A 16,728-nucleotide genomic window follows, 5' to 3' on the forward strand; every position below is an offset into this window, starting at 1 on the left:
CTGCACCGGTTCTACAACCGACACGTCTATCCCATTTGCAAACGCCCAGACCACCTCGCCATGCTTTTTTAAATGGTCTCTTAGAATCTGCAGATCCGTCTGTGCCAGTTCCCCGATTGTACGTATCCCAAGCTTTTGTAACTTTCTCGTAGTTGCCCTGCCCACAAAGAATAAATCAGACACAGGCAGGGGCCACATTTTTAAGGCGATCTCTTCCGGAAAAAGGGTATGTACCATATCAGGCTTTTTAAAATCAGACGCCATCTTCGCTAGCACCTTGTTCCTGGAAATTCCCACATTCACCGTAAATCCCAGTTCCCGATATACCCGGTCCTTTAAGGAACAGGCTGCTTCTTTGGGATCTTCCCAGAATCCCTGAGTACCTGTCATATCCAAAAAAGCCTCATCAATGCTGTATTGCTCCACAACCGGGGTAAAATCCCTTAAAATATTCATCAGTGCAGCTGACGCTTTTTCGTACAAATCAAAATCAGGAGGAACCAGTACCAGATCCGGGCATTTCACCAGGGCTTCTGCTATGGTTTCTCCTGTTTGTATGCGGTATTTCTTTGCAGGAATGGATTTCGCGAGAATAATTCCCCTGCGCATGGCGGCATCTCCGCCCACTGCCGAAGGAATTGTCCTCAGATCCTGTACTTCTCCCAAATGCTCTAAACGGTACACTGCTTCCCAGCTTAAATATGCACTGTTCACATCTACATGAAATATCAGTTTATCAAACATATGTTCGCCTCCTGTTTTTATCTTATAAGAATAGAAACAGGAAGTAAACAGGTAATTTATGGATAATCTATCCAAAATCCAAGGTCTGCTGCACGTACTCCGAACTTCCTTTTAAACGCGCCGGAACCTGATGCAGGATTTCCTTTGCCCGGATATCATCGAAGATCCAGTCTCCGATTTCTTCTCTTTCCAGAATCAGAGGCATCCGGTTGTGTACAGGCATCATTGTCTCATTGGCATCGGTAGTCAGGATCACAAAGCGTTCCTGTCCGTCATACAGATTATAGAATCCTGCAAGGAACAAAATTTTCCCATCCTCCCGATGAAAGGTATATTTATTCTTATGTGCATCCCATTCATAGAAATGCCTGGCGGGAACCACACATCTTCTGACCAGAATACTATCCCGAAACATCCGCTTTTCCAAAGCCGTCTCCGCCCTGGCATTAAAGATGACACCCTTTTTATCATACCCGGGAAATCCCCACCCAAAAAATTCTTCCGCAAACTCTGCTTCCTTACCAACAATCACAGGCGCCCTGGATGTGGGGAAGATATCCCCAGTTCCAGATTCTCTACAGAGCTTTTGCTCCACATGTCGGACTATTTTTTCTATTTCCCTAATTGTATCATCGTCAACATAATATCTTCCGCACATCTGGAAGCCTCACCTTCTATATTTTCTTAACCCGGACCTTCTCAACCCGCCGTTCCTTCATCTGAAGTACGGTTATTTCCAGATTTTTATAGGAAAAACGGTCTCCTTCTTTTGGGATACGGTCCAGTTCCTCCATTACCCAGCCGCTGACAGACACCACTTCAAATTCCTGTTCCATATCCAGTTCTTCAAACAGTTTTTCCACATTCATACAGCCGATTACCGTATATTCATCCTCCCCGGTCTGTTCCATTTCATGAACAACTTTATCGTGTTCATCCCATATTTCACCAACCAGCTCTTCTAAAATATCTTCCAGCGTTACAATTCCAACCGTTCCTCCAAATTCATCAATTACAACTGCAATGTGGGATTTCGCCGCCTGCAGTTCCTTGAGCAGAATACCGATTTTCTTATTTTTTGTGGTATACAGCGCCGGACGGATAATGGTTGATAATTCCACCCCGGTATGATAAACATGATTGTGGAAATCCTTCTGATAAACAATTCCCTCAATATGGTCAATGTCTTCCTCATAAACCGGAAGCCTGGAATATCCTGTTCTCGCAAAAACCTCTGCAATCTCATCCTTATCTGCATCTCTTGAGATGCCAACCACATCCACTCTGGGCGTGAAGATATCAATTGCTTCTATTTCTGTAAATTCAATGGCGCTTCGTATAAGTGTGCTTTCCTGTTCGTCGATGCCGCCTTCCTGCTCTGCTTCGTCTACAATCGTCAGCAGTTCTTCCTCTGTAATAGTTCTGTCCTCTGAATTCTTAAACAGCCTTGACAGCAGTTTCTTCCACTGGCGGAAAAGGAAATTAAACGGTGTCAGAATCCAGACAAAACAATTTAATATGGTAACGGAAAACATAGCAAACTTTTCCGGTGACTCTTTTGCAATACTCTTAGGAGAAACTTCACCAAAGATTAAAACTACAATCGTGGTAACAATTGTTGATATACTGGCACCCAGATCTTCCCCCAATAATTTCACAAAAAGTACCGTGGCAAGTGAAGCCGATGCTATATTTACAATATTATTTCCAATTAAAATTGTAGATAACAAACGGTCGTAATCCTGTGACAGCTTCAACACCAGCGCTGCCTTTTTGTTTCCTTTTTCCGCCATATTTTTAATCCGAATGCGGTTCAGACTGGAAAACGCCGTTTCTGTAGCTGAAAAATACGCAGACATCATAATACAAACTACAATAATTATAAGTGACACACTGTTACTATCCATTAAAAATATCCTCCTTCAGATATGTTCTTTGTTCCTAACCCTGTTTGTAAATTGCTTTCTGACAAATCCAGAGCTACTACTCTAATTGAACAATTAGATATCCGACGGTACAATCATCATCATTTCCCGAATCCTCCATAAATATCCCATCCTTTCCGTCATAATCTTATAAAAATACACAAAGAGACATAGCCTGTACTTTATAAATACAGGTTATGTCTCAAATTATCTTCATTATATTTATTTGTAAACCGATTAAAATGCTTAAATAAAGGTCGGTCAGCGTCGCTATCGGCGTCGTCCATCGTTTTTCCCTCTCCTGAAATCTTCTAAAAATGTTGTTGTAAATATATATTATGCTAAAATTCTTATATGCTGTAAATTTTATATGCTATAATGTTTACATGCTGTAATTCTAACATGCTGCAATTCTCAAATATAATAATATATTATATGCGAATCCGGTGAAAAAATCAATAGGGTAACACACTCCGAATCGTAATTAATATCGTATTATCCAGCCACTCATTTTTAAAATACCATAATATTTACCGGCAGAATCTGCCATACTAATATTTATAACTTGTCTGTATTTATTGTATTTATCAAAAAAGGAGGTCCTTTCCTATGAAGCAAACAAAATCAGAAATCTATTTCGCGGGAGGGTGTTTCTGGGGCACCGAAAAATATTTCAGCTGTATTCCCGGAGTATTATCAACGGATACCGGATATGCAAACGGAAATGTAGCGCATCCCACTTACCAGGACGTATGCCACAGAGACACTGGATTTGCGGAAGCAGTACATGTTGTCTACAATCCGTCCCTTGCACCTCTTTCCTTTTTACTGGAGCTGTTTTATAAAACCATTGATCCCACAAGTGTCAACCGCCAGGGCAATGATATCGGGACCCAGTACCGCACCGGAATCTACTACACCAGCGACGATGACCGCATAATCATTGAACAATCTCTGGCTGATCTGGCATCACAATACCGCAAGCCTCTGGCCGTGGAATGCAAGCCCCTTTTAAACTATTACCGGGCTGAAGAGTATCACCAAAAATATCTGGACAACCATCCCGGAGGATACTGTCATATTAATCCTGCACTGTTTCAAATGGCTGCCACAGCAAAACCAAACCGGCAGCCGGAAGAGGACAAGCGCTATAAAAAGCCGGAGCCAGCTGTTCTGAAAGAAAAGCTGACACCCCGGCAATATGAAGTCACGCAGCATAATGCCACGGAACCTCCCTTTCAAAATGAATACTGGGATCACTTTGAGCCCGGTATCTATGTAGATATCATCACCGGAGAACCGCTGTTTCTTTCTGCGGATAAATTCGAATCCGGCTGTGGCTGGCCCAGCTTTTCCAAGCCGCTTAAAGGTCATAGCCTTGATGAAATAAAAGATACTTCCCACGGTATGTTCCGTACCGAGGTTAGAAGCAAGTCATCCGATTCCCATCTGGGACATGTATTTCCTGACGGTCCCAAAGAAAAAGGCGGGCTTCGCTATTGTATCAACAGCGCCTCCCTGAAGTTTATTCCCCGCTCCCAGATGGAGCAAATGGGATATGGGGATTATCTGGAATTACTGGAACCATAGACAAATGGATTATTGACCGCTCCACTCTCTACATTTGTCCAGTCTGACGGAAGGATCAAATCCTTCTTCTTTTCCCATGCTGGATAACATATCACATGGGAAATCCGGACAGACGCCGCAGTGATCATATTTATTTTTCTCACAGCAGCTCTTTACCCCGCAGGTTCCGCCCCAGAATGGCCCTTCCATATTCAAACATCCCCTGCATCCCACTTTATCCTTTCTTTCACAAGAATTACAGCAGACACCACATCTTGATTCATGCATTTTAGATTACCTCCTTTGTACTTACAATACTCTGCTTATTTGATCATTCATTCCTGCCATCTGCAGGCCCCAGATACTCACTCATGAATTTTAAAATCCACTCTTCCATGGAAGATGCCATCAGATACTGTTGTTCCAATATTGTTTGACCTGTCATTGGAATATGGGTTCTCTTATTGGTATTTTCTCCTATTACCGTTTTCAGGTCTGAGATTCCTTCCCGGATATGTTCCAGTAATTCTTCTCTTTTCGCAGATTCCAGAAAATCCAGGTTCATAATAACAGCATTAAAATCCAGAAAAATACTTACCGACTGCATTGCCGTTTTTTCCATCAGCTTTTCAAAATACACGTCACCTTCGGGAGTAATCTCATATACAGATTTCTCCGGCATCTTACCATCCTTCGTTACCTTTCCTTTAATATAGCCTTTTTCCTCCATTTGAACTACTTTCTTGTATATGGATGGTGTGCTGATTTTTACCCATCTGGAAATATTCCGGTACTCCACATTTTTCTGCAGATCATAAGCGCTCTGCGGGGTCTGTTTTATCATTCCTAATACGATCAGGTCTATTGCTGCCATTATCCCTTCCTCTACTTTCTGCTATATTTTATACTACTATACTTTATAATTATTGTCAATACAAAACTCCTGATCCGCAGATCATATGCTGCGGACGCTGTCTCCGATGATCAGTTCTGTATTTACGTAGATCTTTACGGATTCATCCGCATCCCCTTCGATGCGTTCCAGAAGCCTGCCAATGGATACATAAGCTTTTCTGTCATGCAAAGCACAGATGCAGGTAGGCTGATAATCCATCAGCGCAGTATCGGGAATGGTATCAAACCCCACAATTGAAATATCCTCCGGTATTTTATATCCGTTATTCTCCAGGGCTTTGCTGATCCCAATGGTAACCTCATAATTTTCGGAAAAGATCGCCGTTGGAATATGCTTTTTATCTTCAATATAACGCTGCATCCCCTCAAATGCTTCCTGGGTTCCGCCGCCGATATCCACAATTCTCTCATTTCTTCTGCTCTGTAATCCCTTTTTCTCCATAAACCGGTTAAAAGCTTCCCGGCGCTCATACATATTGTAAAAATTATTTGTATTGCGAAAATACAGGATATCGCGATGCCCGTTCTCATAGAGATAGTCCAGCCCCATGATAACCCCCTGATGATTATTCAGCATAATATTGTCCGTATGGAGATCATTAAAATCCTGGTCACATACAACAAAGGGCTTTTTAAAATTCCGGAAGCAGGCATAATCTTCCTCTTCCATATAAGCCGCATTTACATATACCCCTGCCACATTGTCCCGGATACATTCTTCCAGAAAACTGCCCATATCATCTTTCCCCCGGATCACTGTTACCAGATCCATTTTATAGCCGCATTCCCGCGCCCTCCTGGACGCCTGTTCAAACGTTATGTAAGTCCTGGTATTCTCCGAGCTGTCCCAATATGGCCTGTCTTCCAGAAATGCAAGCATACGGATAATTTTCTCATTCCCCCCGGCTGCCTCATCCTCTGCCGTCTTACTCTCCAGGTATTCCAATACCCGCCTTCTGGTATCCTCATTTACCCCCGGACGGTTGTTAATTGCCAGGGAAACCGTAGCCGTTGAAAGGCCCAGATCCTTTGCAATATCCTTAGCTTTTATCCTCATAAATACCTCCTGTGACGCAAAATGCGCATTTCATTAAAAGAAATAGCTTAAGCTGATTTATATTTGTCCTTAAAATTTTTAAATAAATTTAAATTCTTTTAAATTATTGTACCTTTGCTCATCCTGTTTGTCAACACACAAAGTAAAAAATATACCTTACTTATTATAAAAGGTGTACCGCACATAAAAAGTCTGCACGGTACACCTCCTGATTTCTTTCTGTATTTAAACCGGAACTAGTACTCCATCCAGCCAGAAACCGAATGCAGTGCTGGCCGGATTATAAATAAGATTTACTTATTATCCGGAAATACTGCCCTGTTCCTTGCACTTCTGAATAAAAAGCATGATATTTTTTTCTTCCTCTTCTTTGTTTTGCGTATCCCTGCCCAACCGGTCACACAATCCCAAAAGAGCCACTTCCTGCAGGTCTGTCCTCTTTTTCATTCCTTTTAAATCTGCATACGGCTGTCCTTTCACTACAAATAAGATCTGCATATGATAACGTACTAATCCGCATACTTTTTCGATGAATGTTTTATCTTCCAGAAAATAAGAGAGAAAATCCCTCGCCAGTTTCTCACCTTCCTGGTCATGATTATAGGAAGTAATTCTGCCCTTTCTCATCTTAGTAACAGCCGGTTTTCCGATGTCATGAAGCAGTGCAGCCCACATAAATACCCGTGGATCCCGGCTCCGCTTTTTTACTTTTGCCGCCACATCAATAACCTGCATGGTATGAATCCATACATTGCCTTCCGGATGATATATGGGGGACTGTTCGGTATCCCGCATTTTATGAAGCATTTGAAAGGGATACTCCCAAAGCATACCCTTTTCATGCATTTCATTCAAATAAACGGAAGGATTTTCATCCTCCATCAGGTGAGTCTGCATTTCCAGAAATATGTCTCTCCGGTCCATTCTAACACCTGTTCAACCCTGCTCTGCCCAATCCGCCGGATAAGTCACATACAGGAATCTGGCACTTGTAAGCACCGAGAACTGAATCTTAGAACCTTTGGGGATGAGTATTATTTCACCCGGTCCCGCCGTTACACTTTTTCCATTGGCTATAATCGTAAGGGAACCTTCGATTACATAGTCGATTTCATCGTAGTTCAGAGTCCAGTCAAAAGTGGTTTTCTCCATCTCCATAATTCCGCATCCAAGTCTGGGACTTTCTGATAAGGTAAACAGGTCATGTGTATAAACCTGGTCGGCTGCTTTTCCGGTATCAAGGCGGTCTGAGGATTCTGTTTTAATATCCGGTACTTTTACCTTAATGATGTTTCCGGCGGTCTGCTTCTTGTTATCGCCTGACAGCTGCCCCATCTGGCCTAACTTTTCAGCCAGAATCTGGGCGATCATTTGCTCGATTGATTCTTTATTAATATCCATTGGCGGCATTCTCCTTCTATCATTTCTCGTAACTGTTTGAAACCCTAAGCACGTTCAGTGTGGTCCTCTTTTAAGGTTCGGTTAGCAATAAATACCGCTACAATCACTGCCGTAATGCCACCCACCAGTTTTCCAATAATCATTGGGAAAATCATAGTAGAATTAAATCCGGCAGTGAAGCCAAGATGATCACCGAAAACGAAAGCTGCAGAAACGGCAAATGCCACGTTTAGGATCTTGCCCCGGTTATCCATATCTTTCATCATTCCGAACATAGGAATACTGTTTGCAAGGCTGGCTACCAGCCCCGCCGCTGCAATGTCATTCATTCCCAGAACTTTTCCAAGCTTCATCAGCGGCTTTTTGAATACTTTTGTAATCACATAAACCAGCGGGAACGCACCGGCAAGAACAATTGCAATATCTGCAACTACGGTAAATCCTTCACTCAGAGGATTCATTCCTTTGATCAGTACGATACCCGTCAGCTGCTCTATAATGCCCACACCCAGACCAAGGGTAATAACCGCCACAACGAATTTACCAAAATAAGTAAATCCTTTGACCATGGCATTTTCAAATTTCCAGAGTCCCAGTGCAATCAGAAGTGCAAAGATAATAATCGGAATCAGATTACGCAGTACCATTCCAATGGAATATCCTGCAACCAGCCCTCCTACAAAGGAACCGATGGGAATGGTTATAACACCAGCCAGAACACCTGTCGCCAGATATTTCCGGTCTGATTCTTCAATAATACCAAGGGCAACCGGAATGGTAAATACAATTGTAGGTCCTAACATCGCCCCAACGATCAACCCTCCAAAATTTCCTGCATTAGGATCCAGGGCTAACGCTTCGGCAAGGGGCGCCCCTCCCATATCATTTGCCAGGATTGATCCTGCAAACATAGCCGGGTCAGCACCCAGAAATCCAAACAGCGGTACAATCACCGGTTTTAACAGATTGGCAATCACCGGTGCCAGTGCAATAATACCCACCATGGATACTGCCAGGGCGCCAATCGCCATAATACCTTCTTCAAATTTTTCTCCAAGGCCGAACCGGTTGCCGATAATCCGGTCTAACGCGCCTAATGCGGCGAAAAATACCATAATATAGATAATGATCTCATTGATGCCCATATTGAACACCTCCATTGTTATTTTCAGATTCCTGGATATCCAGTGAATCTATAATTCCTATTACTGCTGCATCTACCGGCGTCTTGCCGTCTCCGACTACCATCCTTGCGGGATTTCCCCGGCAGACAAGCACCAGATCACCAACGCCTGCTCCGATTATATCGGCTGCAACGATAAAAGATTCGTCCTCCTGCCTGGACCGCTTCATGATATCGATGACCAATAGCTTTTGCCCGCCCAGCCCTTCATCTTTTTTCGTTGCCCAGACATTTCCTATTACCTTGCCAATTTCCAAACCCTCACCCCTTAATTTCTGATAACCGCCAGATTGTGATTCGCAATGTAGTCTCTAGCCAGCGGTGTAATAATTGTATTTTGACCCAGCAATACTGTGATGCTTCCGGTTCCCCGTACTTTGATCAGATCTGATTCCCGCAGAAGGCGAAGTCTGCTTAAATCCACATAATCTTCTGCTTCCGGTCTGGACTGTATGCGGTTCTCTTTAACAATTTCAGACGTGTAGCTGATCAGTTCTATTCCATAGCGCTTCACCGCAGCTTCATATTCCTGGTAGAGATGATACAACGTCTTATACGCTGTCTCTTTGTATCTCCGGTATTCCAGTCCGGACTCCAGGAGATATACCCGTTTTCCTTCCAGTAAAGCCCGTAAGATACATGCTGCCTGGGGTTCGGATGGAATGCCCAGAACCAGATCAGCCATTAATTTGATCGGCAGCTGAGCCAATACATAAATATCACAGCTTTCTGCTTCCGAAAACGGAACAATCTGATAGGCGGCTTTCAAAGCTTTTTCTTCGCTCTGGGGCAGAACGCCCAAAACCATAGCTGATCTGACGGTATCCTTTTTCATAAAGTCCTGCCCGATTTTTCTCTTTAATTCCCGGATCACTTCTTCTATTAAAACTTTCTCATCCATAGGCATTTCCTTCCTCAGAGCAATTTCTCTCTAGTGAACAATTCTACAGAAAGTTCCCTTTTCAAACCCACAGGCATTGGCTTCGTCATAATCAATATGAACATACGTATCAAAGTCCTTACTGACTCTGGCTATGGTATCTTCAAATATAACCGGCCTGCTGCCAAATACTTTAATTTTCAGTGCCTGTCCGTCTTTGACCTGGAAACGTTCGGCATCCTCAGGTGTGATATGCATATGGCGTTTTGCCACGATAACGCCCTTGTCTTTCGTGACCTGCCTGTCTCCATTGGCAAACACCGCTCCCGGCGTCCCCGCAATATCTCCGCTTAGACGTACCGGAGCCTTGATCCCCAGCACCAGCCCATCGGTCATAGAGATTTCTGCCTGAGTCTCTTTTCTTTCCGGACCCAGGATTACAACATTTTTTAACGTCCCTTTTGGTCCTGTCAGGGATATACGCTCCTGGCATACAAACTGCCCGGGCTGAGACAGGTCACGTACTCTGGTAAGCTGATAGCCTTTCCCAAATAACGCGTCCACATCCTCCCTGCATAAATGCACATGCCTGCCGGAAGCCTCCACTTCCACCATGAGTTTCTGGCGGAGTTCCCTGACCACTGCTTCAACAATGTTATCTACAAGTTCATTCATATATATGCCCGCTGCATATTGCAGGTATGCCTGCAATACTGCCATAATAAAACAGTTTGAAAGAATCGCATCATGGCACCCTTTCTATATCTTAATTTTCTTTCAAACTTAATAAGTAGTTTGAAAGCGATTTTCTTTCAAACTTTTTCTTTCGCACCTGACCCATCGCTGTTACTTATACCACAGCTGTTCAAACCTGGTTCATCATATTTTCCAGTCAGGTATTTAAACATTTGAATCCAGAAGAGAGAAGAAAGCCTGTTTAAGACCCGGATAATATCTTCCCTTTCCACATCACCGGATTCCATTTTAAAAGCACGGTATGCCGCCAGTTCCGTTTCTCTGGCTTTTGTGCGAAGGCGGTTTAAATATGCCACCACTTCACCATGCTGATAAGTGGGCAGGAAATGTTTCATTCCGTAGTACTGGCTAGGATGATGGGAATGTGCCCGCATTTCATCGGTATTCAATCCCTGCATCACGATCTCTCCCACCGGTTCTCCTGATACTTCACACCGGAGTGTCCACCGTATGGTTTTGATTATTTCTTCCAGATCCTGTGTCAGCCTGTGAAGATGCTTCTTTTCCGTTACCGTCTGAAATAAAATAATTTCTGATTCCAGAGAGTCAATTGCCCCTCTGAACGCAATGCGCGGATGGTCCTTGAATACAAGCTCGTCTCCTCTTAAATGGGTCATATGCTCTGGTTTTCCATTTACTGCCTGACTGACTGCCGCGGTAACGATTCTGCGGATTTTGTCTCTTGATTCTTCCATTGCTATTAGGCCTCGTCGGAAAAGGTACCTGCCGCTCTTTCAACCTGATGTGGCAAAATAACATCTACTTCTGTGTGTGGACGGGGAATCACATGCACGGATACCAGTTCTCCCACGCGCTCTGCTGCTGCTGCTCCTGCATCTGTAGCCGCTTTTACCGCACCAACATCACCTCTGACCATAACCGTTACCAGACCCGCACCAATGGATTCTTTTCCTACCAGTGTTACATTTGCCGCTTTCACCATAGCATCTGCTGCTTCGATCGCTCCAACCAGTCCTTTTGTTTCAATCATACCTAATGCATTTGTATTAGCCATTTCCATTACCTCCGTAATTGTACATGTTTGATTTCATGCTCTTGATTTAGTTATTATTTCATAATCTTACTAGACGTATTTTAAAATTCATTCCCGCCATCTGCACGCCCCACTTTGCGGTATATTTGCCCCGAATTCAGGATACATTCCCGCTATGCGCTCTTCATTCGGGACAAATCTCCCACAAACTGTAACGCACAGCTGTCAGAAAGCAATTTTAAAACACACTTTAGTGCTCCGTATTATTATCCTACAAACCGCTCATATTCATTCATCGGTTTTACATCGCTTCAGAACGTGTTTGAAAATTGTTTGAAAACGATTCTAAATAAGTTCCTTCATAATTTTATCCACAATAGAGTCTATCATTTCCTGGCTCAATCCCAGACCGGATCTCAAACCTTCACATCCGCCTGCTGCCTGTGAATCACTCCTGATCTCTGCCAGCTCTTTTGTTCCAAATGCGACTCTTTTAATATTAATCACATCCAGGGGACCGATATTATTGGAAGTAGAGCTTCCGCCCACTGCCCCGCAGCCTAGAGTCAATGCCGGAAACAGTCCGGTCGTCGCTCCGATTCCTCCCAGGGCTCCCGGGGTATTTACCAGGAATCTGGAAGCTGGGATCTGCAGTGCAAATTTACGCACCAGTCCTTCATCTTCTGCATGCATAGAGAACGTGTGGCCTGCACCTTCCATGTGCAGAATTTCAATACAGCGCTCTAATACCCTGTCCGTATTCTCTTCCACATACAAACCTAATATTGGTGCCAGTTTTTCTCTGGAGTAAGGTGCACCATCTCCAACCTTTGTCTCTCTTCCCACCAAAACTTTTGCTGTGGAAGGAATTCCAGTCAGTCCTGCATACTGTGCAATCTGCGCTGTACTTTTTCCTACGATCATGGGATTCATAGTTCCGTTTGCCCTTAAGATAAATTGTCCCAGCTGTTTTGTCTGAGCCTCATCCATAAGATAGGCGCCCTGTTCCTTCAATTCCTTCACAACCTTATCTTCCATGGATTTTTCCACAACGATTGACTGCTCGGAAGCACAGATTGTACCGTTATCAAATGTCTTGGAATCCAAAATTCGCTGTACGGCTTTTTTTACATCGGCACTCTTATCAATAAATGCCGGACCGTTTCCTGCACCTACACCAATTGCCGGCGTTCCGGAAGAATAGGCGGATTTTACCATGGCACCGCCGCCGGTAGCGAGAATCAGAGAAGTGTTATCATTGCTCATAAGTTCCTTGGTTGCATCCATCGTAGGTACACTGATGGCAGAAATTGCTCCTTTGGGGCAGCCCGCTTTTTGCGCTGCATCTGCTATGATCCTAACGGTTTCTAAAATGCACTTTTTGGCACCCGGATGGGGGGAAAATACGATGGCATTTCCACCTTTCAGTGCAATCATTGCCTTATATATTACGGTGGAAGTGGGATTGGTCGATGGTATAATTCCGGCTATCACACCAACCGGAACACCAATATCCCATACTTTTCTTTCTCTGTCTTCGTGAATAATCCCGATTGTCTTTTCATTTTTAACTGCATCATAAACTACTTTTGATGCAAACAGATTCTTGATCACCTTATCCTGCCAGATGCCAAAACCTGTTTCTTCGTTTGCCATTTTCGCCAGATGCTCTGCGCTGCCTGCACCTGCATCGCTGATTGCCTTAACAATACGGTCAATCTGCTGCTGATCCATTCGTGCCAGTTCTTTCTGTGCATCTTTCGCTTCCGCTAACAGATTCCTTGTCTCCTGAACGGATATCAGGTCCTTATCTCTTAATTCCATTGTAATCCTCCTCTTATTCGTATTCCTTTGGCGCATCCGCTACGGACCGCACTGCCTGGGCAAATGCAGAGCACGCAGCTTTGCAGGCTGACTGGCTTCCGGTTAACAGCCCGCCGCCAAAGTTCGTCTCTGATGGAGGTTCGTATAACGTTACCAGCTTTACATCAGCCGCCTTAAGCGCAGCATCCAGACCATAGATTGCTTCAAGGGGAGGCGCTATCAGATAAGCCAGGGCTTCTCCTTCCCGGATTCCAGCTATCTTGGACAAATAGGAACCTGTCCTGGATACCGTATGTGCATAGTAAACGATGGAATCATCTTCATTTGCACTTATAAAGCAGGCTCCATGCTGCATAAAGTTGATAATGGAATTTAAGCCGCTTCGGACTTCTGCCGGACTGGGTCCTCCGATAATGCCGATTACTTCCCCTGCCAGTTTGGTAGAAGCATTTCCGGCACCTGCGTACATGGATTTCGCATAGACTACATCCACATCTGCATCCTTTGTTGCCTCATCCAGTGCCGTATAAGTTACATCATCCATATCAGCCGTTATAATCCCCAGACTCTTATGTCTTTGATCTAACCCCAGGGACTTGACCAGGTCATCACTGACATTTGATATAATCCGTATTGCCAGGATATTCGGCCGTAATTCATCATTTTTCATTTTTATACCCGCTGCATATAGCAGAATTGTCTGCTATACTGCCACCATAAATCCGGTTGAAAGAATCACACCGTGGCTTCCTTTCAATTCATAATTTTCTTTCAACCATATATCCTTTTCAAAATGCAGGATGGATTTTTAAACACACCCTGACCGCAATAACTCCGACCTCTTTATTTTAAGTCGATCCCGCTTGCTTTCTTTTCCAGCATCTTCATAATCAGCTCAGCTGCGTGTGCACCTGCTTCTACTGCTGTCGTTCCGCCTTTATGAATATTGCTGATTACGGTACGCTTTGCTTCCGCCAGTCCATGTTTTGGCTGGTATGCAATATATGCAGACATGGATTCCGCTGTTACAAGCCCCGGTCTTTCTCCTACCAGCATACAGATTACATCTGCATCCGTCACTTCACCTACAGCATCCATAGCTCCAACCCTGGCATATTTAATAAATAATATAGGGGGCAGGGTAATGCCATGCATCTGCAGTCCCTGGCGGATCGCCGGTATCATATCTTCCACATTTGCTTCAATGGCAGAAGAAGACAAGCCATCCCCTACAATCACCAGCACTTTGGGATGACTGCCGCAGGTTTTGCGGATGACGTCCAGTGCTTCGCTTGGAAATCTTCGTCCCAGATCCGGACGGGTCAGATATTCATCCTTATCTTTACAAAGTGTCTGTACAAATACAAAATCACATTTTTTAATAAACTCTTCCGATACATCACTGAACACCGCATCCTGGGCTGCCGCATGGTCCGCCCGGACACGAAGCATGGTTGCTGTACGGTATCTGGCACCTGCTTTTCCTATGCCAAGCCGAGCCGGCGTTTTTGCTTTCATAGCCAGATATCCGGCTGCATCTTTGGGATCCTTTACCAGAAGCTGCTTACGCAGATCGACTTTCGTAATGTCCTCCAGACATCCTCCCGTATCTTCAGGAGCCTGTTTTATCAAATTATCTGCCGTTGTCTGTATGACCTCAGAGCGTTTGGGTTCCGGAGCTTTTCCTGTATTTAACATCTGCTCCAGAACCTTTTCCACCATGGACCTTATTTCTTCATCTTTCACGCTTGTTTTCCTCCTTGTCAAACCAAAAAATTATTTATACCCCCTGCATACCGCGGACATGTCTGCGGTACTGCATCAATTATCCAGAGCCTGTTTAGAGCATGTTTCAGGCACGTTCTAGAACAGTGTAGAGGCATCTCCCGCTTTTTTCGTAAGTCTTCCTCTTTCATCCACATACCCCATTTTCAGAAGCCATTCGTGGAAAGGTTTAATCGCAGTCAGCCCATAGATTTCCCGAAGCGCCGCTGTTTCCTGAAAACCGGTGGTCTGGTAGTTCAGCATAACGTCATCGCCGTGAGGAATTCCCATAAAATAGTTACATCCCGCAGCTGTCAGCAATACCGACAGATCCTCAATGGTATTCTGGTCTGCCTTCATGTGGTTGGTATAACATGCATCACAGCCCATGGAGATCCCGGTCAATTTCCCCATAAAGTGATCTTCCAGCCCGGCGCGGTTTACCTGACGTCCATCATACAGATATTCCGGTCCGATAAATCCCACAACGGTATTTACCAGGAACGGTGAAAAATGGCGTGCAAATCCATAACATCTGGCTTCCATCGTCACCTGATCCGCATCATGATGCGCTTCCGATGACAGTTCAGAACCCTGTCCCGTTTCAAAATACATTACATTTGGTCCCTGGGCTGTTCCCCTGGTCAGCGCCATCTGGCGTGCCTCTTCAATGGTAGCCGCATTAAATCCAAAAGCCGTATTCCCAAGCTCTGATCCTGCAATTGACTGGAAAATCAGATCGGTATGAGCTCCCATCTTAATTGCTTCCATCTGGGTGGTTACATGTGCCAGAACACAGGTCTGAGTAGGTATCTGGAACTTCTGCTTAATCTCTTCAAAACGTTTCAGAATCCGGGTAACACTTTCTGCGGAATCATCTACCGGATTCAGTCCAAGCAGTGCGTCTCCGGCACCAAAGGTTAATCCTTCCAGCAGAGATGCCATAATACCGTCGGGATCATCTGTCGGGTGGTTTGGCTGGAGTCTGGAAGACAACGTCCCCGCTTCCCCGATTGTGGTATTACAATGCGCCGTCACCCTGATTTTTCTGGCACCATAGACCAGGTCCAGATTGGACATCAGCTTTGCAACAGCCGCTACCATTTCCGAAGTCAGCCCTCTTGAAATACGCCGGATCTGATCACCCGTAGTCTCTTCATCCAGAATCCATTCCCGTAATTCCGAAACTGTCATACGTTTAATTTCATTATAAATGGGTTCATTTAAGTCATCCTGAATAATTCTGGTAACCTCATCCGTTTCATAAGGTACCACCGGATTGTTCCGCAAATCCTCAAGCGTAATCTGAGACAGTACTACCTTTGCAGCAACACGCTCTTCTGCCGTCTCTGCTGCCAGTCCCGCAAGCTTATCCCCGGATTTCTCTTCATTGGCCTTCGCCAATACTTCTTTCAGGGATTTGAAGGCATATACATGCCCAAAAAGTTTTGTCTTTAAAATCATATTTTCCCTCCTGCGCCGCATTCACTGCGGCATTTATATCAGTAAGTGTGCAAGCTTACTTTCACACTTTCCCTCCTGTGCTGCATTTACTGCAGCATTTATATCAGTAAGTGTGCAAGTTTACTTTCACACTTTCCCTCCAGCGCCGCATTCACTGCAGCATTTATATCAGTAAGTGTGCAAGTTTACTTTCACACTTTCCCTCCTGCGCCGCATTCACTGCGGCATTTATATCAGTAAGTGTGCAAGCTT

Annotated in this window: 19 protein-coding genes and 2 pseudogenes; 2 read left to right on the top strand and 19 right to left on the bottom strand. The window is 44.4% G+C overall.

Features of this window, described 5'->3' with window-relative positions:
• The 3 genes and pseudogenes from ACH2DQ_RS06100 to ACH2DQ_RS06110 all read right to left on the bottom strand — a co-directional run.
• Positions 1-744: pseudogene (locus tag ACH2DQ_RS06100) on the bottom strand (DNA polymerase IV); the annotation flags it as partial.
• Positions 745-811: 67 nt separating this feature from the next.
• Positions 812-1,402 carry an SOS response-associated peptidase gene (locus tag ACH2DQ_RS06105; protein ID WP_394916105.1) on the bottom strand — a complete coding sequence of 197 codons (591 nt, stop codon included), beginning with the start codon at positions 1,400-1,402 and terminating at the stop codon, positions 812-814.
• 16 nt (positions 1,403-1,418) lie between these two features.
• The gene (locus ACH2DQ_RS06110; protein WP_394916104.1) at positions 1,419-2,651 is read right to left on the bottom strand and encodes an HlyC/CorC family transporter; all 1,233 of its coding nucleotides are present in this window, start codon (positions 2,649-2,651) and stop codon (positions 1,419-1,421) included.
• Positions 2,652-3,278: 627 nt separating this feature from the next.
• Here ACH2DQ_RS06110 and msrB point away from each other — a divergent pair.
• On the top strand, positions 3,279-4,259 hold the full coding sequence (gene msrB / locus ACH2DQ_RS06115) for a peptide-methionine (R)-S-oxide reductase MsrB (RefSeq protein ID WP_394916103.1): 981 nt from the start codon (positions 3,279-3,281) through the stop codon (positions 4,257-4,259).
• Between the two features lie 9 nt (positions 4,260-4,268).
• Here the strand turns inward: msrB and ACH2DQ_RS06120 are convergent, their stop codons facing one another.
• The 12 genes and pseudogenes from ACH2DQ_RS06120 to ACH2DQ_RS06175 all read right to left on the bottom strand — a co-directional run.
• A complete protein-coding gene (locus ACH2DQ_RS06120) occupies positions 4,269-4,526 on the bottom strand; it encodes a DUF3795 domain-containing protein (RefSeq protein WP_394916102.1) in 258 nt (85 codons plus the stop codon).
• Between the two features lie 43 nt (positions 4,527-4,569).
• Positions 4,570-5,112, bottom strand: a complete 543-nt coding sequence (locus ACH2DQ_RS06125) for a PadR family transcriptional regulator (protein ID WP_394916101.1) — start codon at positions 5,110-5,112, stop codon at positions 4,570-4,572.
• An 81-nt stretch (positions 5,113-5,193) separates the two neighbouring features.
• Entirely contained in the window at positions 5,194-6,210 is a 1,017-nt protein-coding gene (locus ACH2DQ_RS06130) for a LacI family DNA-binding transcriptional regulator (protein WP_394916100.1), read from the bottom strand.
• A gap of 300 nt (positions 6,211-6,510) precedes the next feature.
• Positions 6,511-7,134: an HD domain-containing protein gene (locus ACH2DQ_RS06135; protein WP_394916099.1), complete on the bottom strand. Its 624-nt coding sequence runs from the start codon at positions 7,132-7,134 to the stop codon at positions 6,511-6,513.
• A 12-nt stretch (positions 7,135-7,146) separates the two neighbouring features.
• Positions 7,147-7,611 carry a cupin domain-containing protein gene (locus ACH2DQ_RS06140; RefSeq protein ID WP_394916098.1) on the bottom strand — a complete coding sequence of 155 codons (465 nt, stop codon included), beginning with the start codon at positions 7,609-7,611 and terminating at the stop codon, positions 7,147-7,149.
• A 44-nt stretch (positions 7,612-7,655) separates the two neighbouring features.
• Positions 7,656-8,756: an ethanolamine utilization protein EutH gene (eutH, locus tag ACH2DQ_RS06145; RefSeq protein WP_394916097.1), complete on the bottom strand. Its 1,101-nt coding sequence runs from the start codon at positions 8,754-8,756 to the stop codon at positions 7,656-7,658.
• The gene (locus ACH2DQ_RS06150; protein ID WP_394916096.1) at positions 8,743-9,051 is read right to left on the bottom strand and encodes a EutN/CcmL family microcompartment protein; all 309 of its coding nucleotides are present in this window, start codon (positions 9,049-9,051) and stop codon (positions 8,743-8,745) included. The genes eutH and ACH2DQ_RS06150 overlap by 14 nt, the downstream gene beginning before the upstream one ends.
• Before the next feature lie 11 nt (positions 9,052-9,062).
• Positions 9,063-9,695 carry a hypothetical protein gene (locus tag ACH2DQ_RS06155; protein WP_394916095.1) on the bottom strand — a complete coding sequence of 211 codons (633 nt, stop codon included), beginning with the start codon at positions 9,693-9,695 and terminating at the stop codon, positions 9,063-9,065.
• Between the two features lie 30 nt (positions 9,696-9,725).
• On the bottom strand, positions 9,726-10,349 hold the full coding sequence (gene eutD / locus ACH2DQ_RS06160) for an ethanolamine utilization phosphate acetyltransferase EutD (RefSeq protein WP_394916094.1): 624 nt from the start codon (positions 10,347-10,349) through the stop codon (positions 9,726-9,728).
• A 137-nt stretch (positions 10,350-10,486) separates the two neighbouring features.
• The gene (locus tag ACH2DQ_RS06165) at positions 10,487-11,125 is read right to left on the bottom strand and encodes a hypothetical protein (protein WP_394916093.1); all 639 of its coding nucleotides are present in this window, start codon (positions 11,123-11,125) and stop codon (positions 10,487-10,489) included.
• A gap of 5 nt (positions 11,126-11,130) precedes the next feature.
• Positions 11,131-11,445: a BMC domain-containing protein gene (locus ACH2DQ_RS06170; protein ID WP_394916092.1), complete on the bottom strand. Its 315-nt coding sequence runs from the start codon at positions 11,443-11,445 to the stop codon at positions 11,131-11,133.
• 58 nt (positions 11,446-11,503) lie between these two features.
• A pseudogene (locus ACH2DQ_RS06175) lies at positions 11,504-11,554 on the bottom strand (hypothetical protein); the annotation flags it as partial.
• 56 nt (positions 11,555-11,610) lie between these two features.
• Here ACH2DQ_RS06175 and ACH2DQ_RS06180 point away from each other — a divergent pair.
• A complete protein-coding gene (locus tag ACH2DQ_RS06180; protein WP_395025988.1) occupies positions 11,611-11,871 on the top strand; it encodes a DUF6783 domain-containing protein in 261 nt (86 codons plus the stop codon).
• On the opposite strand, the gene ACH2DQ_RS06185 is transcribed toward ACH2DQ_RS06180, so the two are convergent.
• The 4 genes from ACH2DQ_RS06185 to ACH2DQ_RS06200 form a co-directional block, all read right to left on the bottom strand.
• Positions 11,770-13,248 (bottom strand): acetaldehyde dehydrogenase (acetylating), encoded by a 1,479-nt coding sequence (locus ACH2DQ_RS06185; protein ID WP_394916091.1) that lies wholly within the window; start codon positions 13,246-13,248, stop codon positions 11,770-11,772. The two genes, ACH2DQ_RS06180 and ACH2DQ_RS06185, sit on opposite strands and share 102 nt — an antisense overlap.
• 13 nt (positions 13,249-13,261) lie before the next feature.
• On the bottom strand, positions 13,262-13,918 hold the full coding sequence (gene eutL, locus ACH2DQ_RS06190) for an ethanolamine utilization microcompartment protein EutL (RefSeq protein ID WP_394916090.1): 657 nt from the start codon (positions 13,916-13,918) through the stop codon (positions 13,262-13,264).
• A 173-nt stretch (positions 13,919-14,091) separates the two neighbouring features.
• Positions 14,092-14,994: an ethanolamine ammonia-lyase subunit EutC gene (gene eutC / locus ACH2DQ_RS06195; RefSeq protein WP_394916089.1), complete on the bottom strand. Its 903-nt coding sequence runs from the start codon at positions 14,992-14,994 to the stop codon at positions 14,092-14,094.
• Between the two features lie 117 nt (positions 14,995-15,111).
• Complete coding sequence (locus tag ACH2DQ_RS06200) at positions 15,112-16,476, bottom strand: ethanolamine ammonia-lyase subunit EutB (protein ID WP_395025986.1); 1,365 nt, start codon at positions 16,474-16,476, stop codon at positions 15,112-15,114.
• Between the last annotated feature and the right edge of the window lie 252 nt (positions 16,477-16,728).

The organism is Robinsoniella sp., assembly GCF_034124845.1.

Bases quoted from the DNA above. Each gene is read 5' to 3' on its own strand.
- ACH2DQ_RS06105 (WP_394916105.1), bottom strand. From the start codon at position 1,402: ATGTGCGGAAGATATTATGTTGACGATGATACAATTAGGGAAATAGAA.
- ACH2DQ_RS06110 (WP_394916104.1), bottom strand. From the start codon at position 2,651: ATGGATAGTAACAGTGTGTCACTTATAATTATTGTAGTTTGTATTATG.
- msrB (WP_394916103.1), top strand. From the start codon at position 3,279: ATGAAGCAAACAAAATCAGAAATCTATTTCGCGGGAGGGTGTTTCTGG.
- ACH2DQ_RS06120 (WP_394916102.1), bottom strand. From the start codon at position 4,526: ATGCATGAATCAAGATGTGGTGTCTGCTGTAATTCTTGTGAAAGAAAG.
- ACH2DQ_RS06125 (WP_394916101.1), bottom strand. From the start codon at position 5,112: ATGGCAGCAATAGACCTGATCGTATTAGGAATGATAAAACAGACCCCG.
- ACH2DQ_RS06130 (WP_394916100.1), bottom strand. From the start codon at position 6,210: ATGAGGATAAAAGCTAAGGATATTGCAAAGGATCTGGGCCTTTCAACG.
- ACH2DQ_RS06135 (WP_394916099.1), bottom strand. From the start codon at position 7,134: ATGGACCGGAGAGACATATTTCTGGAAATGCAGACTCACCTGATGGAG.
- ACH2DQ_RS06140 (WP_394916098.1), bottom strand. From the start codon at position 7,611: ATGGATATTAATAAAGAATCAATCGAGCAAATGATCGCCCAGATTCTG.
- eutH (WP_394916097.1), bottom strand. From the start codon at position 8,756: ATGGGCATCAATGAGATCATTATCTATATTATGGTATTTTTCGCCGCA.
- ACH2DQ_RS06155 (WP_394916095.1), bottom strand. From the start codon at position 9,695: ATGGATGAGAAAGTTTTAATAGAAGAAGTGATCCGGGAATTAAAGAGA.
- eutD (WP_394916094.1), bottom strand. From the start codon at position 10,349: ATGAATGAACTTGTAGATAACATTGTTGAAGCAGTGGTCAGGGAACTC.
- ACH2DQ_RS06165 (WP_394916093.1), bottom strand. From the start codon at position 11,125: ATGGAAGAATCAAGAGACAAAATCCGCAGAATCGTTACCGCGGCAGTC.
- ACH2DQ_RS06170 (WP_394916092.1), bottom strand. From the start codon at position 11,445: ATGGCTAATACAAATGCATTAGGTATGATTGAAACAAAAGGACTGGTT.
- ACH2DQ_RS06185 (WP_394916091.1), bottom strand. From the start codon at position 13,248: ATGGAATTAAGAGATAAGGACCTGATATCCGTTCAGGAGACAAGGAAT.
- eutL (WP_394916090.1), bottom strand. From the start codon at position 13,918: ATGAAAAATGATGAATTACGGCCGAATATCCTGGCAATACGGATTATA.
- ACH2DQ_RS06200 (WP_395025986.1), bottom strand. From the start codon at position 16,476: ATGATTTTAAAGACAAAACTTTTTGGGCATGTATATGCCTTCAAATCC.